Origin of the sequence: Metabacillus sp. KUDC1714 (assembly GCF_014217835.1) — a bacterium.
GTDB lineage: Bacteria > Bacillota > Bacilli > Bacillales > Bacillaceae > Metabacillus > Metabacillus rhizosphaerae.
Map to the genome: position 1 here is coordinate 2,371,452 of NZ_CP055263.1, position 22,027 is coordinate 2,393,478.

The 22,027-nt window shown below is 35.2% G+C and carries 19 protein-coding genes; 18 read left to right on the top strand and 1 reads right to left on the bottom strand.

All coding sequences use genetic code 11. From position 1 onward, the window contains the following. Positions 1-218 precede the first annotated feature (218 nt). From bioD to HUW50_RS11280, 5 genes are all read left to right on the top strand, one after another. On the top strand, positions 219-908 hold the full coding sequence (bioD, locus tag HUW50_RS11260; protein ID WP_066327818.1) for a dethiobiotin synthase: 690 nt from the start codon (positions 219-221) through the stop codon (positions 906-908). After that, positions 905-2,296 carry an adenosylmethionine--8-amino-7-oxononanoate transaminase gene (bioA, locus tag HUW50_RS11265; RefSeq protein WP_066327821.1) on the top strand — a complete coding sequence of 464 codons (1,392 nt, stop codon included), beginning with the start codon at positions 905-907 and terminating at the stop codon, positions 2,294-2,296. The genes bioD and bioA overlap by 4 nt, the downstream gene beginning before the upstream one ends. Continuing rightward, positions 2,289-2,879: a biotin transporter BioY gene (locus HUW50_RS11270; protein WP_066327823.1), complete on the top strand. Its 591-nt coding sequence runs from the start codon at positions 2,289-2,291 to the stop codon at positions 2,877-2,879. Before bioA ends, HUW50_RS11270 begins: the two co-directional genes overlap by 8 nt. Further along, positions 2,876-3,874 (top strand): biotin synthase BioB, encoded by a 999-nt coding sequence (gene bioB / locus HUW50_RS11275; RefSeq protein ID WP_066327826.1) that lies wholly within the window; start codon positions 2,876-2,878, stop codon positions 3,872-3,874. Before HUW50_RS11270 ends, bioB begins: the two co-directional genes overlap by 4 nt. 280 nt (positions 3,875-4,154) lie before the next feature. After that, positions 4,155-4,655 carry a hypothetical protein gene (locus HUW50_RS11280; RefSeq protein ID WP_066327829.1) on the top strand — a complete coding sequence of 167 codons (501 nt, stop codon included), beginning with the start codon at positions 4,155-4,157 and terminating at the stop codon, positions 4,653-4,655. Positions 4,656-4,772: 117 nt separating this feature from the next. Here the strand turns inward: HUW50_RS11280 and HUW50_RS11285 are convergent, their stop codons facing one another. After that, entirely contained in the window at positions 4,773-5,294 is a 522-nt protein-coding gene (locus HUW50_RS11285) for a YpiB family protein (RefSeq protein ID WP_066327833.1), read from the bottom strand. A gap of 159 nt (positions 5,295-5,453) precedes the next feature. On the opposite strand from HUW50_RS11285, the gene HUW50_RS11290 reads away from it, so the two are divergent. From HUW50_RS11290 to HUW50_RS11350, 13 genes are all read left to right on the top strand, one after another. Further along, positions 5,454-6,062 (top strand): methyltransferase, encoded by a 609-nt coding sequence (locus tag HUW50_RS11290; protein WP_066327836.1) that lies wholly within the window; start codon positions 5,454-5,456, stop codon positions 6,060-6,062. An 86-nt stretch (positions 6,063-6,148) separates the two neighbouring features. After that, positions 6,149-7,495: a sodium-dependent transporter gene (locus HUW50_RS11295; RefSeq protein WP_066327847.1), complete on the top strand. Its 1,347-nt coding sequence runs from the start codon at positions 6,149-6,151 to the stop codon at positions 7,493-7,495. A 310-nt stretch (positions 7,496-7,805) separates the two neighbouring features. After that, positions 7,806-8,396 carry a DNA-3-methyladenine glycosylase gene (locus HUW50_RS11300; protein WP_185654055.1) on the top strand — a complete coding sequence of 197 codons (591 nt, stop codon included), beginning with the start codon at positions 7,806-7,808 and terminating at the stop codon, positions 8,394-8,396. 127 nt (positions 8,397-8,523) lie between these two features. Then, entirely contained in the window at positions 8,524-9,909 is a 1,386-nt protein-coding gene (gene hemG, locus HUW50_RS11305) for a protoporphyrinogen oxidase (protein WP_066327850.1), read from the top strand. 342 nt (positions 9,910-10,251) lie between these two features. Next, complete coding sequence (locus tag HUW50_RS11310; protein ID WP_083964480.1) at positions 10,252-12,891, top strand: aminotransferase class III-fold pyridoxal phosphate-dependent enzyme; 2,640 nt, start codon at positions 10,252-10,254, stop codon at positions 12,889-12,891. A gap of 23 nt (positions 12,892-12,914) precedes the next feature. After that, positions 12,915-14,081 (top strand): DUF3419 family protein, encoded by a 1,167-nt coding sequence (locus HUW50_RS11315; RefSeq protein WP_066327857.1) that lies wholly within the window; start codon positions 12,915-12,917, stop codon positions 14,079-14,081. After that, positions 14,078-15,241: a Glu/Leu/Phe/Val family dehydrogenase gene (locus HUW50_RS11320; RefSeq protein ID WP_066327861.1), complete on the top strand. Its 1,164-nt coding sequence runs from the start codon at positions 14,078-14,080 to the stop codon at positions 15,239-15,241. The genes HUW50_RS11315 and HUW50_RS11320 overlap by 4 nt, the downstream gene beginning before the upstream one ends. Before the next feature lie 3 nt (positions 15,242-15,244). After that, positions 15,245-16,465, top strand: coding sequence for an MFS transporter (locus HUW50_RS11325; protein WP_083964481.1), 1,221 nt, complete (start codon positions 15,245-15,247; stop codon positions 16,463-16,465). Positions 16,466-16,538: 73 nt separating this feature from the next. Next, the gene (locus HUW50_RS11330) at positions 16,539-17,129 is read left to right on the top strand and encodes a TetR/AcrR family transcriptional regulator (protein WP_066327863.1); all 591 of its coding nucleotides are present in this window, start codon (positions 16,539-16,541) and stop codon (positions 17,127-17,129) included. Positions 17,130-17,165: 36 nt separating this feature from the next. Next, on the top strand, positions 17,166-17,540 hold the full coding sequence (locus HUW50_RS11335; RefSeq protein ID WP_185653915.1) for a DUF5367 domain-containing protein: 375 nt from the start codon (positions 17,166-17,168) through the stop codon (positions 17,538-17,540). A gap of 60 nt (positions 17,541-17,600) precedes the next feature. Further along, positions 17,601-18,734, top strand: a complete 1,134-nt coding sequence (locus HUW50_RS11340) for an acyl-CoA dehydrogenase family protein (RefSeq protein ID WP_066327882.1) — start codon at positions 17,601-17,603, stop codon at positions 18,732-18,734. Positions 18,735-19,027: 293 nt separating this feature from the next. Further along, a complete protein-coding gene (megL, locus tag HUW50_RS11345; RefSeq protein ID WP_066327890.1) occupies positions 19,028-20,215 on the top strand; it encodes a methionine gamma-lyase in 1,188 nt (395 codons plus the stop codon). Between the two features lie 362 nt (positions 20,216-20,577). Beyond that, on the top strand, positions 20,578-21,999 hold the full coding sequence (locus tag HUW50_RS11350) for an alanine/glycine:cation symporter family protein (RefSeq protein WP_066327898.1): 1,422 nt from the start codon (positions 20,578-20,580) through the stop codon (positions 21,997-21,999). Positions 22,000-22,027: the final 28 nt, after the last annotated feature.

Sequence of the window (22,027 nt, forward strand, 5' to 3'; positions counted from 1 at the left end):
ACTTTAACATCAGCTAGGATATATCCAGACAAATTAAGAATCGCATAGGTATATTCTTCATACCATATTTCAAATGTAGTTGTTTGCTTGGCATGTTTAATTAGTTCATTATGGCCATTTTTTAGACTAGATTAAAATTATTGTATTCAAAATCTTCCCAAAATCACAGTTTATATGTTAACTTATTGTATATTAAGGTTAACATATGAGGGGAGCTTATGAAAAAATCTTTTTGGGTAATAGGAACAGATACAGGGGTCGGAAAAACATTGGTCACTACATATTTTTTGCTTTACTTTCAAAAGAAGGGAAAGGCCACACCGTATAAGCCTGTTCAAACAGGAATTATTGAAGATGATTTGAAGTCTTATTATGGTGATACACAATTCTATCAAGCTCTTAGTGAAGAAAGATTAGTAGAAGCGCATTTGAATAGTTATTCCTTTAGAGAACCTGCCTCACCTCATTATGCTGCGATGTTAGAAGGCGAAAGTATTGATGAGGAAGTCATTCTTCAGCATATAGAGGATTTAAAGTCTATGTATGACTTTGTGATATGTGAAGGGGCAGGTGGATTGTATGTTCCATTAGATGCACAAAGGAACTATCATTTACTTCAGTTGATTAAAGAATCACAACTACCGGTAGTACTTGTCACTCGTACTGAATTAGGTACCATCAATCATACATTACTATCAATTGAAGCGCTTAATAATAGAGCTATTCCAATTGCAGGTATTGTATTTAATGGTTATGGGGGTGCAAAGCTTGAGATTGAAAATATGAAAGCCATTCATCAATTCACACGTTTACCTTCTCTTGTCATGCCAAAACTAGAACATCTATCAGACTTAAAAGATCTCCAGATAGAAAACACGAAGTTTTTCGAAAGGTTGTTAAGTATATGATTCCAACCATTTCAAGCTTACAAAAAAGAGATTTAAACCATGTTTGGCATCCCTGTTCTCAGATGAAGGATTATGAAGATTTTCCTCCTATCGTGATAAAAAGCGGGAAGGGTATTTATTTGTATGATGAAAATGGAAAGCAATACATAGATGCAATTTCTTCTTGGTGGGTGAATTTATTCGGGCATGCAAATGAACGAATTAGTACCGCCTTAGCCAATCAAGCTTTTCAGTTAGAGCATGTGATATTTGCAAACTTTACTCATGAGCCAGGTATTTTTTTAGCGGAAAAATTGGTAGAAGTAACTCCGGATGGTCTAACAAAAGTATTCTTTGCGGATAATGGATCATCTGCGATAGAAGTTGCTTTAAAAATGAGCTTTCAATACCATATGCAAAAAAACAAACCACAAAAAAAGCGTTTCCTAGCTTTAACAGATGCTTATCATGGTGAAACCCTTGGAGCACTATCTGTCGGAGGAGTAGGTTTATATAACGAAGTCTTTCAGCCACTACTGCTAGATACTGTTAGAGCACAAGGGCCAGATTGCTTTAGATGTCCATTTAACGAAAGACCAGATAGCTGTTGCACACAGTGTATGTCCTATGTCGAAGAAAAATTCAAGACGCATCATGAAGAGTTAACCGCTATTATTATTGAGCCATTAATACAAGCAGCAGCAGGTATGAAAATGTATCCTCCTACTTATTTAAAGAAGTTAAAGGAGCTATGCTTGCAATATGATGTTCACCTTATCGCAGATGAAGTGGCAGTAGGATTTGGTCGAACGGGAACTATGTTTGCTTGCGAGCAAGCTGGTATTACACCCGATTTCATGTGTTTATCCAAAGGGTTAACAGGCGGTTATTTACCATTGTCTGCTGTCTTAACGACAGACGATGTTTACGATGCATTTTATGATGATTATGAAACGATGAAAGCATTCTTACACTCTCATAGTTACACAGGCAACCCTTTAGCCTGCCGAGTAGCACTAGAGGTGTTACATATTTTTGAAGATGAACATTACATAGATGAGATTCATGTTAAAAGTACATACATGAAAGAGTTAGCTTCTAAAAGATTTGATCACCATCCATATGTTGGCGAATATAGACAAACGGGTATGGTAGGTGCAATTGAATTAGTAAAAAACAAAGAAACAAAAGAACCCTTTCCTAGTGGAGAACGAATTGGCTATAAAATTTACCAAATCGCGTTAAAAAAAGGATTACTCTTGCGGCCATTAGGAAACATCCTTTATTTTATGCCTCCATATGTGATTACGAAGGAGGAAATCAAAATGGTGATTGATACAACAAATGAAGCGATAGAGGAATATTTTGAACATGATCACGCTTGTATGAAGGTACATGAATATGAGTAAAAACTCAACGATTTCATTAGCAGTAGCATCTTTGTTCGCATCTTTAACAGCAATTGGAGCATTTATTAAAATTCCATTACCCTATGTTCCCTTTACTCTACAAGTTCTGTTTGTCTTTTTAGCAGGGGCTTTATTAGGAAGTAAAAGAGGTATGCAAAGTCAACTTGTTTATGTCGCGATTGGTCTAGCGGGAGTCCCTGTCTTTACACAAGGAGGTGGGATTGGCTACGTTCTGCAACCTACATTTGGGTATTTAATTGGCTTTATTGCCGGAGCGTTTGTAGTGGGTTGGATAACAGAACGTATAACTAATCCAAAAACGTATCAATTTGTTTTGGCCAACCTTGCTGGACTCATAGTCGTTTACTTATTTGGTGTAACCTACCTATACATTGCGCTTAATACATGGATGGATGTTGAGAGCAGCTGGTCACATGTAATCATGGTTGGTTTTCTATATAGTATTGCCGGTGATATTTTTATCGCAATCATTAGCGGATTACTTACGATGAGATTATATAAAACATTCTCTAGCGTTCGCACGAGTAATAAAATAAATATACAAAAGGAGAGGATATTGTGAATTGGTTACAGTTAGCGCAAGAGGTTGTTGAGGGAAAAGTCATTAGTGATCAAGAAGCAATTAGCATATTGAATTGTGATGACGATGAATTACTACTTTTGTTAAACGGTGCTTTCCATATTCGCAAGCACTATTTTGGAAAGAAAGTTAAATTAAATATGATCATCAATGCTAAGAGTGGCTATTGTCCGGAAGACTGCGGATATTGTTCACAATCTTCAATTTCTACTGCCGAAATTGAAAAATACCCATTTATTACGAAAGAAGAAATTTTAGAAGGTGCAAAGATAGCGTTTGAAAATAAAGTAGGTACATATTGTATCGTTGCTAGTGGTAGAGGACCTACTAGAAAAGACGTGAATGTGGTAAGTGAAGCAGTCGAAGAAATTAAGGATAAATATGGTCTGAAAGTGTGCGCTTGCTTAGGGATCCTAAAGGAAGAGCAAGCAGCTCAATTAAAACAAGCAGGAGTAGATCGTTACAATCATAACTTAAACACTTCTGAGCGCCATCATTCCTATATTACAACCTCACACACTTATAAGGACAGGGTAAATACAGTTGAAATTGCCAAAAAACATGGCATTTCACCGTGTTCAGGAGCCATAATTGGAATGAAGGAAACGAAGGAAGATGTAATCGACATTGCCCGTGCCCTTCGCCAACTTGATGCTGATTCAATACCGATAAACTTCTTACACGCAATCGACGGAACAAAGCTAGAGGGTGTAAATGAATTAAATCCTAGATATTGTTTAAAGGTGCTAGCATTATTTCGTTATATCAATCCTACTAAGGAAATCCGCATTTCTGGGGGACGGGAGGTTAACTTAGGCAGCTTACAGCCTTTAGGTTTATATGCCGCTAATAGTGTTTTCTTAGGAAACTATCTAACTACTCAAGGGCAGGAGTCTAATCAGGATCATAAGATGTTAAGCGATTTAGGGTTTGAGATTGAATTGGTAGAAAAGCAGGAAGGGGTATTTTCTCTTTGAAGAGTAATAACATAAGTAAGAACATTCTAGAGAAATAGTGTATGTGGAGTGTATCACGCAACACATTATTAATTCTTGACTCGGTTTTTGCGAAAAAAACCGGGTCTTTTGTCTATTCCTTGGGACAGCAATCTTTATTCTAATTCCTAACATTGCTTGTAAAATTCATACGAAATAGTATGTAACTGGTGTATCTTTCTTTCATTAATACATATCCGTCCATAATTGGCAGGGTAAATGCTCTTTTTTGTCGAAATAATTCGTGAAGGGAGAGTATTTAATGGTTGAAGTTAAATCAGTAAAAATAGATGGAGAGAGTATCCATGTTTTTAATAGTGCAATATATATCTTTGAGAATAGTACGGGACATACTTTGGAATTGGGTATAATCGTGAGTGAGGTTGTTGTAAATAAATATAGACATGAAGAAAATTTAATTTTAGAGATAGAATTACTAGATGGTAGAGTGATAAATACAATTATGCATTTACAAGACTTGTCTGGAGGATTACCTCGGCTTAATTTATATTGTGAACTGAATGAGATTGAAGAATATCAGGATTTCTTAATGGTTAACGAAGATCATTTAATGTTTCCAAACATAGAAGAGGGCATCACACTTGAGGAGATAAGAAAATATGAAATGCCCGATGAAAAAGTAATCTTAAAAATGAAGCTACCAATCGTTCAAGTTGAATGGATAAAAAAGCAAAAGAACGCGGATTTAACTGAAATTTTCAAAGAAGCTATCTATGATTATTGGAAAAAACATAATAATTAGATAGTGATTTTTCCTATATTCTAAAACTAGACAGCTTTTCATTACAAAAAACTGGTTGCAACTATGGGTGAACTTAGAGATCTTAAGTGCACCCTTCTCTAATGTAATCAACAAATTTTAATTAGTAATTTCCTTCAACTTCCCTACTAAAGCTTTAAACAGCTCTTCATCTCGATCATCCAATGCTTTATTAATCTGACTTTTAAGTAACGCAATTTCAACAACAATATCAGTTGCTTTTGCATCTTTTTCAGATTGCTCATATTGTTTAATAGACTGTAGTCTTCGTGTTTCAACTAATTCTTTAAAGCGGTAATTAGCTTGTTTTCCAAAGAAGTGGAGGATGATATTGACTTTGTCTGTAGGGTTATTAATTAAGGATCCCAATGCCTTAGAGACTTCTTCTGTTTTCATGTTATTAGCATAAAACAGAAAGCCGGCTTCATCTGAACTTATACTTGATATAATAATGGTTCGTTCAGTTGGATGAACCGTCTCAATAAAGGATAGATTCTTGAGGATATGGTGATTATTTTGAATGTATTCTATGAGCCTTCGTGCTTCTTTATTCTTTAGTTGATGATGATTTAAAAACCATTTGAGAAAATCGCCTTTTTTAGTGGTTGATACCCAGTTCATTAAATCCCACCTTTTACCTTCTAGTAATATTTCTTTCTATCATAACATTTTGCTTAGCATTTAACATATCGAGTTTTGATAAGTTTCTTTATGATTAAAATAACTTTACGTTTATAATAAAGTTTATAGAAAATAGGTAAATACATTTAGGAGTGCAAAATGAAAGAACTATTTTATGATAAACTGCTAAACATAAAGACAGGTGGAGATCAAAAGGGGTTTAATAAGTCTTTCCATTATCATCGATATGAGCCAACACCATATAGTGCCCTGCAACATTTGCTTCATCATTATGAATTAAAAAGCAGTGATCGGATTGTTGACTTTGGGTGTGGAAAAGGAAGGCTAAACTTCTTTATCAATTATTTGATTAATACAACAGTTATAGGGATAGAAATGAATGAGGATTTTTATATGGAAGCGGTTGAAAATCTTACTCGTTATTTAAAGAAAACGAAAAAGAGTGCCGATAAAGTTCATTTTCATTGTTGTTTAGCAGAAGAGTATCAGATTGATCCATTAGACAACCGATTTTACTTCTTTAATCCCTTTTCGATCCAAATTTTTATGAAAGTCATTAAGAATATATTGATTTCTGTGGAAAATACGGAGCGAGAAATAGAGCTTATTTTATATTATGTGTCAAAAGAATATATCTTTTTTTTAGAAAACCACAGCTCTTTTGAATTAAAAAAGGAAGTCAAGCTGCCAGGATTATATGAACATAATCCTAATGAAAGATTTTTAATCTATCGATTGGTCCGGTAAGTGTTAATTTGATTCGCTTCGTATGAATGGCGACAAAAATCAACAAATACCGGGGGGTGACAGGCACCCAACAAAAGGAGGAAATCATGGAAAACAAACAACGAGAGCAATGGTCATCCAAAATAGGCTTTATCCTTTCCTCTGCTGGAGCTGCAATTGGCCTTGGCGCAATTTGGAAGTTCCCTTATGTTGCAGGGATGAATGGAGGGGCTGCTTTTTTCTTAGTCTTTCTCGCCTTTACAGTCCTTATCGGGCTACCGATGCTTATTTCAGAGTTTATTATTGGACGAGGGGCGAAGCGGGAGGCAATTTCTGCGTATAAAATATTAGCACCGAAGGGCCAGTGGGATAAAATCGGTAAGCTTGGTGTGATTGGCTGTTTTTTATTGCTATCATTTTATTGTGTTGTTGGTGGATGGGTTTTAATTTATAGTTTTCTTTCCATTACTGGTCAAGTGATTCATAGCGGGGCAAATTATCCCGAGCTCTTTGGAAGGATTACAAGCTCACCAAGTATAACTCTTCTTGGGTTAGCTCTTTATTTACTAATCAATATTGTTGTTCTTACGTTTGGGATAAAAAATGGTATTGAAAAAGCAAGTAAGTATATGATGCCGTTATTATTTATCTTTTTTATCGTCCTTGTTATTAGATCTCTTACATTGGATGGTGCTATGGAGGGTGTACAATTCTTTTTAAATCCTGACTTCTCAAGCATAACAGGTGAGGGTATTTTGTATGCATTGGGTCAATCATTTTTCGCATTGGCAGTTGGATTTTCATGTATGGTTACTTACAGTTCCTATTTAGATAAAACAGTAAGTATTCCGTCCTCTGCAGGCTCAGTCGTCCTTATGAATATTTTTGTGTCATTGCTTGCAGGATTAGCAATATTTCCAGCTGTCTTTGCGCTTGGGCTTGAGCCTACTGAGGGACCTGGGCTGTTATTTATCGTTCTACCAACAGTATTTTCTCAAATCCCATTTGGAGAGTTCTTTTTAAGCTTGTTCTTACTACTTTTCTTATTTGCAACTTTAACATCTTCATTCAGTTTACTAGAAATTATCGTATCTGCTTTTACAGAAGGCGGAAAACGCTCAAGAAGGTATGTTTCATGGGTAGCTGGTTTAGCTGTTTTTATTGCTGGAATCCCAGCTGCTTTATCAATGGGCCTCCTAGGTGAGTTTCAGATTTTCGGTAAAACAGTTTTTGATGCAACTGATTACCTTGTTAGTAATATTATGTTGCCGCTGGGCAACTTACTAATTGCGTTGTTTATATCATTTAAAATGAATAAAACAATCGTTGAGCAAGAATTTAGATTGGAAAATTCATACTCTCCTTTATTGTTCGCAACATGGAGATTTTTAATGAAATGGATTGTGCCGCTTACAATTATCATTGTTTACCTTCATACACTAGGTGTGATATAAAAAGGATTCGATTTACAATGTAAAAGATATTCTATAAGATATTTAGGCTTAATTCAGGACTTAACGTTAAATTCTGTATTAAGCCTTTTTATTTGGCACTTGTGCTTTTGTTATTTATTATGAATACAAAATAATTGCATAGGATTTTGTGTAAAATATAGGGAAATGGGGTGTAATCCCCCGCTAAGGTTACCTACAATCTGACTAATAATAGATAGAGTGTATAAGGGAAAGCTGTCCTTTTCTATACCTTTAAAAATACTTGCAATCAATCTTAATGAACATGAAAGGGGATAAAAAGGATTTGAATATAGAACCTTTTTTAAAGCCTTTACCACAAGCATCTTATAACCAACCAACATTAGAATTGGCCCAAATGCTACTCGGATGTTTACTAGTGAAAGAAACAAAGGATGGTATTGCATCTGGAATGATTGTTGAAACAGAAGCTTATAAGGGGCCTGAAGACCGTGCTGCTCATAGCTTTGGGAATAGAAGAACAAAAAGAACGGAAATAATGTTCGGGGAGCCTGGATATGTGTATACATATGTCATGCACACTCATTGTCTCGTTAATGTCGTGAGTGGACGTGTGGGGAAACCAGAAGCAGTGCTAATCAGAGCGGTGGAACCGTACTCCGGAATTGAGCTTATGAATAAAAGACGGCCTGTAACAGATCAAAAAAACCTTACCAATGGGCCTGGAAAACTTACTAAGGCATTAGGAATTGGAATGGAAGACTATGGACACCCAATTTTTAAGCCACCTTTATATCTTGCTGAGGGATCTAAGCCTGAAGGAATATCTTGTGGAAAGAGAATTGGAATTAATAATTCAGGTGAGGCAAAAGATTATCCTTGGCGTTACTGGATATCAGGAAACAAATTTGTGTCTAAATAAGACTTAATTAAACGTTTGTTTAATGTGATTAAAGTCAGTTAAGATGTATCAAAAATCACTGAATGGAAGGTGGAATATGGTACACTTTAAATGATTTAAATTGGATTGTAAATAGAGGTGTGCATAGGTGAAAACAGTAATAGTCATTGGTGGCGGTATTACAGGATTATCTACGATGTATGAATTGTATAAATGGAAAAAAGCGAATCAATCGGATATGAGGCTTATTCTTGCAGAAGCATCTGCAGAGCTTGGTGGGAAAATTCGTACAGTAAAAAATAGTGGTTTTGTGATAGAAGCGGGAGCGGATTCAATTGTAACTCGGAAAGCGAATACGATGACATTTATTGAAGAACTCGGTTTGCAGAGTGAAGTCGTATACAATGCTACAGGCCGTTCGTTTATATATACAGAAGGTGAATTAAAGCAGATTCCTACTGACGCAGTTTTCGGAATTCCAGCAAGTGTTGAGTCGTTAGCGAAAAGCACACTTGTTTCTGCAGAAGGAAAAGTTGAGGCCCTGAAAGATCTTTATACAAAAAATGAGACGTTCACCAAAGATGATTCTGTTGGAGCGTTTCTTGAACATTTTCTCGGAAAGGAATTAGTGGAAAAACAAATTGCACCAGTTCTCTCGGGTGTTTATTCTGGGAAACTAAGCGACTTAACACTTGCTTCAACATTGCCATATCTGCTTGAGTATAAAGACAAATACGGTAGTATTATAAAGGGTTTAGAAGCGAACAAGGAGAAATTCCAGATCGGTGGAGAAAGGAAGTTTCTTTCTTTTAGAAGCGGTTTAGATACACTTGTTAATGCATTTGAAAATAAGCTTGGGGATGTTGAAATTTTAAAGAACACCAAAGTAAGTGAAATTGAAAAAGAGAATAACAGGTATAAGGTTTCTTTTGCGAATCAGGAAGTAATTGAAGCAGATCATGTGGTATTGAGTATACCCCATACAGCTGCGGGGGAAATTCTCAATGATAAAGAAATCATAGGGGAGTTAGTCAAACTAAAAAGTAGCTCTTTGATCAGTGTTTATGTGGGATTTGATGTTCCTGATTCACTACTTCCAACAGAAGGAACTGGGTTTATTACTGCAAGCAATAATGAGTTGTCATGTAACGCATGTACATGGACAAGCAGGAAATGGGAGCATACGTCAGAAAGTAAAAATTTGCTTGTAAGGCTGTTTTATAAAAGCAGTCATCCGGCATTTCAAGCTTTACAAAAAATGAATAAGGAAGAAATTCTTCAAGCTGCACTGAGCGATATTAAAAAAGGCCTTGGTATTTCAGCTGAACCGATTACAAGTGAAATAACAAATTGGTCAGATCAGATGCCTAATTATCGAATTACTCATTCGAAAAGTGTGGAAGCGATTGAAAATAAACTTGCTACAGCTTATCCAGGAATTATAATTGCTGGTTGCTCCTACTACGGTGTAGGCATCCCAGACTGTATTGAAAATGGAAAAAATACTGCGCGAAAGATCATCGCATTACTATAACTTAAGGCTATGTAAAAATCTGATTGTTGTTTTTGTACTTTGTTGATTTGAGCGGAATCAACAACCAAGTTTTACAGAGCCTACGTAAAAAAGCAGGACAGTTTATGTAGAACTGTTCTGTTTTTTATTACGTAGATTCAAGCATCAGAAACTTCGACAAGTATCAACAAAAACTGGGTAGTGACAGGCACTACGCTTGACCTACAATTTTAATAACCAATTAGTAAAAAATAGTACGTTTTGCACAATACAATCGCGGATATTCTAAGTAGAATGGATATGTGTTGGGAATGAAGTAAAAATTTTACAGGTTTGTTAATTTACTGAGAAAGGAAAATAAATGTGGAATATTTAAATCCTTCTGTTAACAAGATTATGGGCCTATTTCATTTGAATAAAGTTTTTACAAAAGGGGAGAGCTACTACATATTTGATGGAAAACAAAGATATACAGATTTCATCGCGCAATATGGCGCACTTCCTCTAGGTTATAATCATGAAGAAATTTGGCAAAGTATAACCCAATTTAAAGAAGATAAAACTCCGAGCCTTTGCCAGCCTTCAATTCCATTGGTAACTCAAGAGTTAGCTAGTCAACTAACTAACTTATTTCCTGGTGATTTAAATATATGTACTTTTGCCCAAAGCGGAGCAGAGTCGATTGAAGCAGCTATAAAGTTAGCTCGAGCAAAAACAAAGAAAGAAAAAATTCTGTCTTGTCATAAAGGTTTTCATGGCAAGACACTAGGTGCACTTTCTGCAACTGGGCAAGCACAATATCAAGAGCCATTTTTTATTCAGCAAGATGTGTTTTTAAAGATTCCATATAATGATCTTCTAGCACTCCAGGAGGCTCTTGAACGACATAGTGAGGAAATAGCTGCATTTATTGTTGAGCCTATACAGGGAGAAGGCGGCGTAAGGATTCCTCATAAACAATATCTCTCTAAGGCTATTGAATTATGCAGACAATATGATGTATTAGTGATAGTAGATGAAATTCAGACCGGTTTAGGCAGACTAGGGAATTGGTCTGTTACGACTGAGGAAAACTTATTGCCGGACATGGTAACCCTATCAAAAGCATTAGGGGGAGGCCTTGTTCCAATATCAGTATGTATTAGCCGTTCTTCCATTTGGACAGAAGATTTTGGATTTAACCATAGTTCCACATTTGCAAATAATAATTTCACCTCTAGTGTGAGTTTATCTTTTATCAATTATTTGAAAAAAAATGATGAATTATTTACAGAAGTAAAACAAAAGGGCTCGTATTTCAAAGCGAAACTGGAGGACATACATAAGAAATGGCCTTGTGTAATTCGCGAAGTGCGCGGTAATGGATTGATGCTTGCCGTTGAATTTGAAGTAATTGATGCTGGTGACTCATTTGAGATCGCAAATATGACAAGTGCTGGGGGAATCGGATATTTACTAAGTGGCTATTTGTTAAATGTTCATCAAATACGGGTGATGCCATTTTTAAATGACTCTCTTACAATTCGAATTCAGCCACCGCTAATCATCAATAAACAAGAGATTGATCGATTTATAGAAGTATTTAACGAATTATGTGAGATTTTATACAGACGAGATTTTTATTTAATTTATCGCTATACAACTGGTGATTATAGAAAGCCTGAGTTCATTAAAGATTACCGTCACTATTATTCACCAATTATATCATCCTTATTAGATGAAAGTGATAAGCCAAAGACTTCCTTTGCCTTCTTATGTCACTATCCTTCACCACAAGACTTAGTAACTAATACACCATCTTTTGAAAGGTTTTCAGATCATGAGCTCAGTAAAATATTTGAATGGCAGGCAGACTACTCTGGAGCCGGGGTACTATGTCATATGCCATCAGTTCGTACACCTGCAGGAGGCTATGCAGAGGGGTGGTTGATAGGTCTAACCTATGGAGGAAAAGAGATTTTAGAAAGACCAAGGAATGAAGTAGTAACTGCAATAAAAAAAGGCATTAAATTGGCAAAAGAACTCGGTGCCAATGTTGTTGGTTTAGGAGCATATACCTCAATAGTTACTCGTGGTGGCTATGATCTACTTGACCAAAATATTACGTTAACAACCGGAAATACATTAACGATTATTACTGCCGTTGAAGCATTGATTGAATCTGCCAAAAAAAAGGGGCATGACATTAATACAGCCAAAATAGGAATTTTAGGTGCAAATGGTTCAATTGGAAAAAAATGTGCGATGATTTTAGCTCAAACTACTTCAAATATAACGTTGATCGGTAGAAATAGTAACCCTACTAAAAATATCGAAAGACTAAAACAGTTAGCCAACCTTATTTACGTGCATGCGTTATGCATAAATGAGGAAGATGAAGGGGTTCGTAAGGAAGTTTTGTCAAAGCTTGAGCTAATGAAAGGTAAAAATCAATTAAATAATACTCCTTCAACAACAGCAATAGAACAAGTACTCATGCAAAAGAATCCTGGTGAAGAGATTGAGTCTATTAACGTGATAGATGAAATAGAGGAGGTTTACAAGTTTTTAAAATTACAACCACCAATTCATTATAGCGTAGAGATAAAAAATGAGATTAGTAATTTAGACATGATGATTACAGCAACAAGTTCGATGGAGGAAATAATTCCTGTTGATCAGATAAAATATGGGGCTATTATTTGTGATGTATCACGTCCAGCTAATGTAGGACCATTAGTTAAAGAGCTAAGGAAAGATGTGCTAGTGATTGAAGGTGGCCTTGTCCAATACCCTGAACCTATTTCATTTGGGCAAAATCTAGGATATAAGCCTGGTGTGAATTTAGCTTGTTTATCTGAAACAATGCTTTTAGCTCTAGAAAATGAGAAGAAGAACTTTGGGATAGGTGGAAGAATCACAATGGAGGATATCTACTATATACAGAAAATTGCTAAGAAACATCAGTTTACGTTAGCAGAATTAGATAGTTTAGATCTAAGCACAGAAATGGTGAAGGTTTAAAATGGAAGGAGATCATAAATCTAATGTCAATTCAGACGAATCATTCTCTTAAACCAGACCAGATTACATGGACTGAAGAAAAAATGGAAAATAGCATCTATCGTGATCAATGGTTGCTTTACACGACTAGTGATGAGGACTCGGAGTCAGAATTAAAGGCTTTACAAATTAAACCAAGTGACACAGTAGTATCAATCACTGGAAGTGGATGCCGGAGTCTATCTTTATTAGTTGATGGTCCTAAAAAATTAATATCTGTTGATGCAAATCCGAATCAAAACTTTCTTTTGGAATTAAAGATAGCCGCAATAAAGGAACTTAATCATGATGAGTGCCTATCCTTTTTAGGTATTAAACAAAGTGGAGTTTCTAGAAAAGAAGTATTTTACACCTTGCAACATCATCTTTCACCCCCTGCTCAAAAATTTTGGCAAACACATCTTTCAAAGATCGAAGAAGGAATTATCTTTTTAGGTAAGCACGAAATGTTTTATAAAAAATATTTAGGTTCACTTATATTTCGTGTGAAAAGGCCCCAATTTGAAAAACTATTAGAATGTGAAAGTATTGAAGAACAAAGAAAATTTTACGAAGAGAAATGGAATACCCCCTTTTGGAGATGGTTAGTTCGAACATGTAGTAAAAAGAAATTTTTTGAAATATTTTTGGGAGATCCAAGTTATTTTAACCAAGTAGAGGATGGTTTTTCTATAGGGGATTATATGCTATCTCGTTTTGATCAATCATTTAAGGAACATTTAGTTAGAGATAATCATTTTATGACTTTTTTATTTTGTAGCAAATATATGAATGAGGAAGCACTGCCAGTATATATACAAAAGAAACATTATGAAACGATCAAAAAAAACATAGATTGTGTTGAGATTGTGACAGATAGAATCGATCAATTTTTAACACAATGTCCAAATGGTGTATTGGATAAATATTCACTTTCAGATATTTCAGGATGGATTCCCAAAGAGGAGTTTGAAAAAATCCTATTCCATGTTGAACGTACGATGAGAAATAATGGGATTGTATGCTTTAGAAATTTCCTTGCCAAAAGGGATATACCTGTATCTAAGTTTCCTAGTCTATCAATTCAAAATGAAATGATGGAAAGATTAAATAAAGAGGATTGTGCTTTTGCCTTTACGTTTCAAGTAGCAAAAAAGGAGGTCATCCAATGAAAGCACAATATGAAATAGAACTGTTTGATCCTCAAAACAATACAAGAGCTTTTATTGTTATTGATAGGCTTATTGGTGGGCTGGCTGCCGGTGGTATTAGAATGAGTCCAAATGTAACAATGGATGAAATTCGTAGTTTGGCAGAAATAATGACTTATAAACATAGCATGATGGATATTCCTTTAGGTGGAGCTAAAATAGGTATTGTTGGTGATCCAAATTCAAATCATAAACTGGAGAAAATAACAGCATTTGCTAAAATGGCAGAACCTATTTTACGTTCCATGCTTTTAGTTGGTGAAGATATGGGGATGACGAGTTCGGATGTGAAGCATGTTTATAATAGCATTCAGTTTGATCCTAGCTCGCTTGTTATTGATCAGTTAAGTGAAAAAGGAATTGATATTAAATTACCAGAGGGAAAATCAATTGATGATTTATTAAGTGAAGAATTTATGGATTACTTAGCAGGATTTGGCTTAGTAGAGGCCATCGATGAATCAACAGATTTCTTACATTTAAATCTTCAAACTGTAAAAGTAGCAGTACAAGGGTTTGGAACAGTTGGTAATGGAATTATTCGCTTGCTTGCAGCAAAGGGTGTAAAAATATGTGCAATCAGTGACATAATTGGGACGGTTTATTCTGAAAATGGTTTTCGTTTTGAGGAATTAGAAAATGCTAGAACAGATAATGGCTTGATTCGTCGAGATCATTTGAGGCAATATACATTCTTAGAACCAAATGATATTTTAACTTTACCAGTTGATATCTTAATTCCTGCAGCTGTATCTAACGTAATTACAGAAAAAAATGCAAATCAAATAACGGCAAAATTAATTGTAGAAGGCTCCAATATGCCAACAACAAAGGAAGCTGATTATATATTAAAAAACAACCAGATTACAGTATTACCAGACTTTATAGTGAATTCTGGTTCCGCAACTGGTTTTGGTTTATTAATTACAGCTCAAGCTAATGTTGAGAATGTTCTTGATGAGTGTTCAAAACGGATTAGACAAAAGGTTAAACATCTTTTAGTGGAAAGTGTTAGGAAGGACAAAACAACTAGAGAGATAGCAATGGAAATGGCTACTACTAACTTACAGCAAATCATTGATGCAGAAAGAGAAAAAAATACAACCAAAGCGAGTAGATAAACGATGGAAAAGACTATGGGAATTTCACAAAAAATTTATCTTTGGATGATTGGTCTTAGTGTTTTCTTTGTTATGCAGGATGGAACATTGCTTTATGTTTTGTTGCCTATCATTCAGACAGATCTTCAAATAGAAATGTCTCATACTATTTGGATTATGAATGGGTATATATTACCTTTTGCTTTATTAATGCCGTTAGTAGGAGTTCTGTCCCAACGAATTGCTAATCAACGACTTTTCTTTTTGGGTATATTGTTGTTTAGCTTTGGCTCTTTGTGTGGAGCATTGAGTCCATCTTTTATATACCTGTTAATTGCACGTATTATTCAAGGAATTGGCTCGTCTATCATAGTTCCGATTAGCCTTGTACTCATGCTAAATCAGAGTGAAAAAGAGGATTATACAAAGGTAATTGGAATATGGGGAGCACTTAGTGCATTAGCAGCGTCAGCCGGGCCAATTTTGGGTGGAATCATAGGACAATTTGGACATTGGAAAGTCATTTTTTTCGTAAACTTAATTGTCTTTTTAATCATTCTCATTTGTTCAATCAGCATGCAAAAGCACTCTGATTCAGAATTGTTGGGAACGCTTGATTTTAAAGTTGTATTGAAACGGTCAATTTTACTGTTTACTATGCTTTTAAATTTCGGAGTAGGATTTATATTAAATAGTATTTTATACGTTGAACCATTTATTTTATCCAACTTTATTGATTCAACTTTTGGTATTGCAATCGGTGTGGTTCCTTTATGTATAAGTATTATTTTAGCAGCTGTTTTGATCAGAAGGCTGGAGAAACGATTTTCATTATTAAACCTGGCGATAGCAGGGGTGGTCTTCTTACTTTGTGGTTTGCTGTTTATCATCCTATCTGCGAGCTTTAATATATTAGCAATAGCGTTAGCTAACTTGTTTGTTGGATTAGGGTTGGGGCTCATTATCATAAGTAGTACATCACAGGCAATGATAGAGATGGAAATAAAGTATCATTGCTTTGTGTCATCCATGATAAATATGTCACGCCTTCTTGGAGCAGTGATAGGAAGTACAATTTCTTCACAGGTTTACAACCATTTTGCGTTAAGCGACGTGAAACACGGTGCAAATACCTTTTATACTTCCTTACTACTTCCGGCGACGGTGATTATGCTGATTCTCATTTACCAAGCATATTGGCAACGTAAAAATAAATCCTTTAATAATATCCAGGAAGAGATGTAAAAATGAGTAGGATAAACGTTTAATAGAAAAAGGATTATTTCGGGCTTTAAGGAAATGAAGGGGAGAAATAGATATGGCTAAACCAAATGTTGTAACGAAAGAAGAATTAATCGAAGCTGCGAAGCGTTGTATCGTTGAAAAGGGAATTCAAAATGTAACATTAAAATCTGTTGCAGAAGTAGCAGGAATTTCTCAAGGTACAGTCTATTACCATTTTCGAAGCAAGGATCAATTGATGATGGAGATTGTGAAGGATATAAGCACAACTTCTTGGAATAAATTAGATAGTCTTGCTAAACAAAAAGAAAAAAGTAAAGAAGATTGGATGGAAAACGCACTAGATTCAGCTCAAGATCGAATCACAAAGGATAGTTACTATCATAAGTTGTTTTTGTCTTTAGCAGTTACTGGATTTAATAATGAACTGATGCGAGAAGAATTGGGAAACCTATTAAGTTATGAGAACCATGTCTTAAAACAACAAATAAACACATTTATAGGAGATTCAACTCTACATGGGGTATCCACTGAGGTTTGGAGTGTATTACTTAACGCATTATTTGACGGTTTAGCCATTCAAGCTTTAATGCGCGAAGATACAGATTTTGATGGTGTTTTTCGTGATTTGCAATTTTTAATAAAGAATCTATTGGATAAATCATAGTATATGTAAACGAAAAATAATAGAGGAGTGTTCTTCATGTTTTTTCTGTTATGGGGACTATTAGTTTGGCTTGGAGCGACATTGATTTTTAGATTTGGTGGTCAATTCTTTTTTCTACATGAACAACCAATGCTAATGATTATGTCATATATTTTGGTTGTACCATTAATTCTTGTTTTAACATTGCCAATATACAAGTGGAAAAAGGTTACAGCGAGTCAAAGAATAAAGGCTGCGATCTTTATTGCCCTACCTGGTATGCTGATTGATTCTATTGTTCTTATTTATTTCCAAGACATATTTACGAATCTTAGTCCTAATACGGATAAATTTTTTGCTTCATGGTTGCTTTGGGCATACTCACTAATTTTATTATCTGGTTTTATTGGTAATCGTAATGAGTTAGAATAGCCAGAATCTACACTAGTGGAATATCAGAAGGAATAAAAAATAGCTAGGGAGAGTGTAATCATGTCATTACTATTAGCAAAGGAACGTTTAGTACTTGATGAGTATTTTCCAGGTTTGGATGATAAACTAGCTTCTTTTACTTTTATGGAAAGAGAGTCTCAAGGAAATGAGTGTATAGATCTAATAAAACAAATGGGTGTTCCGTCACTTATGATTCCAAAAGAGTATGGTGGAAAAGGTGCTAGCGCCTTGGATGCCATTTATATTCAAAGAGCAATTGGCTCTAGATCTCCTTCTTTAGCAATAGCATTGACAATGCATCAATTTTCAGTTGCATCATTAATTGGTGCAATAAGCGTACAACCTGAATTAGAGCGAATCTTAACTATGATTGCAGAAGAAAACCTTTTATTGGCTTCAGGGTTTGCTGAGGGGATTAGCCAAAATATTTTTTCACCTACAGTAGAAGCAATACCTGTCAATGGAGGGATAATTGTTAATGGTAGGAAAAAGCCATGCACTTTATCTCACAAAATGGACTTATTGACAGCAAGTGTTAAGTTGCCCAATGACCAACTAGCTATCATAATCATTCCTAGTAACACACCAGGAATAAAAGTAAATGATTTTTGGAATCACTGGATTCTTAAAGGTACTGATACTCATGAGGTGGTTCTTGAGGATGTATTTGTATCAAATGAAAATGTTTTTCATGCCGGAACTGAGCAAAACGTAAGTCCGGTCATTATGAATGGGTTAATTTGGTTTGAATTACTTGCTACAGCATCTTACATAGGTGTAGTTTCTTCCATGGTTGAAAAGGTTCTACAATCGGATAAGGCTCAAAATTTAGATAAAATACATGACTTGACTGCTGATTTAGTTCTGACGATGAATTCTCTTGAAGGTTTAGCATATAAATTTATCAATAATCAATTTTTAGACGTGTTGTTAAATGAGGTTTTATTAGTTAGAGATAGCATTGAAAGGAAGATTGAGCAAATTTCAACTCAATCAGCAAAACTATTAGGTGGTATGAACTTCTTAACATCTTTAGATACATCATATCTTCTTCTGGTGTCTCAACTTCTTACATTTCATCCACCTTCCAAACAAGATTGCTTTGCGCTATTTGAACAATATATTCATGGTGGTGAGAGTCAACAAGTAGGTGAACCAACAGTACTAAAATAATGGCTCTTTGCAATATTTATTTTATAGGCTATGTTATAGCGACACTGTTGATTTTGGCACTTTGTTGATTGAAGCAACACTTGCAGCGGAAATCAACAACCAAGTTTAACAGTGCGATTCTATAAAAAGATGATAAAAGCATCTACATTAAAAGAATGTAGGTGCTTTTTGTTGTCTAAAAATACATCATTTAAAAAATTACAAGTATACCTGTGACGAAATAAGGTTTGAGCAAATAAGATATAAAATACAACCGCCTAGTAACTATCATGTTCCGGACAAGGGGGATAACAATGAAAAAAGAAGGCACATATCATTTTGAAACAAAGGCAATCCATGCAGGTTATACTTCGAAAGAGCACTCAGATAGCTTAACCCCACCAATTTATCAATCATCAACCTTTACTTTTACATCATTAGAGCAAGGAGCTAATCGATTTGCAGGTGTAGAGGATGGCTATATTTATTCAAGGCTTTCAAATCCTACAGTTACAGTTTTAGAAAAACGTATGGCCCAGTTAGAAGAGGGGGAGGCGGCACTTGCATTCGGGTCAGGAATGGCTGCAGTATCAGCAGTTTTAATTGGATTAACAAAGGCGAATGATCATATTTTATGTTCAAGAGGTGTTTATGGGTGTACCTTCGGCCTGTTAAGGATGCTACAAGAAAAATATCAAATCGATCATACCTTCTCAGAATTAGCTACAACCGAAGAAATTATTTCAAAAATTCAAGAGAACACAACGTGTATTTATATTGAAACGCCAATTAATCCTACAATGAAATTAATTGACTTAGAACTAGTTGTAAAGATTGCTAAAGAAAAGGGAATAATGGTTGTTGTTGATAATACTTTCTCAACTCCTTATTTACAAAAACCTCTAACATTAGGCTGTGATATTACCATTCATAGTGCAACGAAGTACATTGGTGGGCATGGTGATGTAATTGCAGGTATCATTGTCGGAAATCATGAAGTTATAAGTCACTTAAAGAAAACGACTCAAAAGGATATTGGAGGAGTCATTTCTCCTTTTGATGCTTGGTTACTGCTTAGAGGAATCAAAACATTGGCTGTAAGGATGGATCGCCATTGTGAAAATGCAAAAAAGCTTGTCGATCTATTGGGTAATCATCCAAGGATTAAGGCAGTTTATTACCCTGGAGACCAAAATCACCCAGATTACGAAATAATGAAGAGACAAATGAAAAACGGTGGAGGTCTTCTATCATTTGAAGTTAATGGGACATATGAAGAAGCTGTAAGAGTGGTAAATCAATTAAAACTAATCCCAATTGCGGTAAGCCTAGGTGATGCTGAAACACTTATCCAGCATCCTGCTTCAATGACACATGCAGTCATTCCTGAAGATGTTAGAAAGGATATGGGGATTTCAAATGAATTACTTCGTCTCTCGGTAGGACTGGAAGCATGGGAGGATATTTGGGAGGATTTAAAGCAGGCTTTAGATTCATTGTGACAATAAAAAAGACCTGTTGAAATGCTAAGTGTGAGCAGGTCTTTCCTAATTCTATATGGACTACATATGTTTTAAACGTATTTAATACGATCGACCTTTTTCGTTATTTGTAATAATTTGAACACCTATAGTAATACGCTCTAAGAAGGAGGCTGGTTTTAAAGTTAGAAAAATAAACTAATGCCTAGATTTACTGAATACGAATACCAATATCGTTTGTCGTGCTTTATTATCAAAAAATCTCGATGAAAATAAAGGTTTTTAGGAATTAGGTAATATGCTAATATAGTAAAAGTGTATATCTGTAGACGATTGTGCATCATATGAAAGTCTAGAGTAAATAAAGTAAGGGGTGTTGTGAATTGAACATAATTGAAACGTTTATTAATGGAACTAATACATTACTTTGGTCATATGTTTTAATTATATTGTTAATTGGGACTGGTCTTTATTTTACTTTTCGAACAAAGTTTGTACAGTTTCGTTTAATTGGCGAAATGTTTAGGCTCTTAGGTGAAGGTGCAAGGGCTGATAAAAAAGGTGTCTCATCCTTTCAGGCTTTTTGTATTAGTACAGCTTCACGCGTAGGTACAGGTAACCTTGCAGGGGTTGCAATAGCAATCACAACTGGTGGTCCAGGAGCGGTGTTTTGGATGTGGTTGATTGCCTTAATTGGTTCAGCTTCTGCATTTATAGAAAGTACACTAGCTCAAATTTATAAGGTTAAAGATGGTAACAATTACCGAGGCGGTCCCGCTTACTATATGGAAAAGGCGTTAAATGCTCGCTGGATGGGTGTAACATTTGCTGTGTTAATTTCTCTAACGTTTGGATTAGCATTTAATTCGGTTCAGGCAAATACAATTACAAGTGCGTTAAATGGATCTTTTGGAATAAATAAAATTATCATTGCGATCGTCTTGTCTATCATTACAGCCGTTGTTATCTTTGGTGGGATAAAACGAGTTGCAACAGTATCAGAAATCATGGTACCAATCATGGCAGGAGGATATATATTAATTGCTCTGTTTATCATGATTATGAATATTTCCGAATTACCTGGTGTAATCGTTTTAATATTCGAAAGTGCTTTTGGTGTCAGTGAAGTGGCTGGTGGAGCTTTAGGTGCTGCGATGATGAATGGAATAAAACGTGGTTTGTTTTCAAATGAAGCAGGTATGGGTAGTGCTCCGAATGCTGCAGCTACAGCTGATGTCAGCCATCCTGTAAAACAAGGATTAATTCAATCTCTTGGTGTATTTGTGGATACACTTTTAATCTGTAGCTCAACAGCATTTATTATTCTTTTGTCAGGTCTTTACACATCAACAGAATCAAATGGTATCCTGCTTACACAAAATGCACTTGAAACAACAATGGGTTCTTGGGCTGGGATATTCCTTGCAATCATTGTTTTACTATTTTGCTTTAGTTCAGTTGTTGGGAACTATTATTATGGTGAAACAAACATTGAGTTTATCAATACAAGTAAACTATGGCTAAATATTTACCGTATTGCAGTAGTTGGCATGGTCGCATTTGGATCTCTTGCATCGTTAAGCTTTGTCTGGAGTCTTGCTGATTTACTAATGGGCTTAATGGCAATCATTAACTTAATTGCGATTGTGCTACTTGGGAAGATTGCGATCTCAGCACTCAATGACTATTTGAAACAAAAAGCGAGTGGAAAAAATCCAGTCTTTCATGTTTCAAATATTAAAGGTCTAAAAAATGTTGAAGCATGGGGTGGAACTTCAGAAAAGAGAAGTGCCGGTAACAAATAAACTTTCTTGAAGATCATGTAAGGTAAAA

What these genes read in the sequence shown, in the direction of transcription:
- HUW50_RS11295 (WP_066327847.1), top strand. Translation starts at nt 6,149, where the DNA reads ATGGAAAACAAACAACGAGAGCAATGGTCATCCAAAATAGGCTTTATC.
- HUW50_RS11325 (WP_083964481.1), top strand. Translation starts at nt 15,245, where the DNA reads ATGGAAAAGACTATGGGAATTTCACAAAAAATTTATCTTTGGATGATT.
- HUW50_RS11280 (WP_066327829.1), top strand. Translation starts at nt 4,155, where the DNA reads ATGGTTGAAGTTAAATCAGTAAAAATAGATGGAGAGAGTATCCATGTT.
- HUW50_RS11335 (WP_185653915.1), top strand. Translation starts at nt 17,166, where the DNA reads ATGTTTTTTCTGTTATGGGGACTATTAGTTTGGCTTGGAGCGACATTG.
- HUW50_RS11315 (WP_066327857.1), top strand. Translation starts at nt 12,915, where the DNA reads ATGTCAATTCAGACGAATCATTCTCTTAAACCAGACCAGATTACATGG.
- HUW50_RS11290 (WP_066327836.1), top strand. Translation starts at nt 5,454, where the DNA reads ATGAAAGAACTATTTTATGATAAACTGCTAAACATAAAGACAGGTGGA.
- HUW50_RS11270 (WP_066327823.1), top strand. Translation starts at nt 2,289, where the DNA reads ATGAGTAAAAACTCAACGATTTCATTAGCAGTAGCATCTTTGTTCGCA.
- HUW50_RS11340 (WP_066327882.1), top strand. Translation starts at nt 17,601, where the DNA reads ATGTCATTACTATTAGCAAAGGAACGTTTAGTACTTGATGAGTATTTT.
- HUW50_RS11285 (WP_066327833.1), bottom strand. Translation starts at nt 5,294, where the DNA reads ATGAACTGGGTATCAACCACTAAAAAAGGCGATTTTCTCAAATGGTTT.
- megL (WP_066327890.1), top strand. Translation starts at nt 19,028, where the DNA reads ATGAAAAAAGAAGGCACATATCATTTTGAAACAAAGGCAATCCATGCA.
- HUW50_RS11320 (WP_066327861.1), top strand. Translation starts at nt 14,078, where the DNA reads ATGAAAGCACAATATGAAATAGAACTGTTTGATCCTCAAAACAATACA.
- HUW50_RS11330 (WP_066327863.1), top strand. Translation starts at nt 16,539, where the DNA reads ATGGCTAAACCAAATGTTGTAACGAAAGAAGAATTAATCGAAGCTGCG.
- bioA (WP_066327821.1), top strand. Translation starts at nt 905, where the DNA reads ATGATTCCAACCATTTCAAGCTTACAAAAAAGAGATTTAAACCATGTT.
- bioD (WP_066327818.1), top strand. Translation starts at nt 219, where the DNA reads ATGAAAAAATCTTTTTGGGTAATAGGAACAGATACAGGGGTCGGAAAA.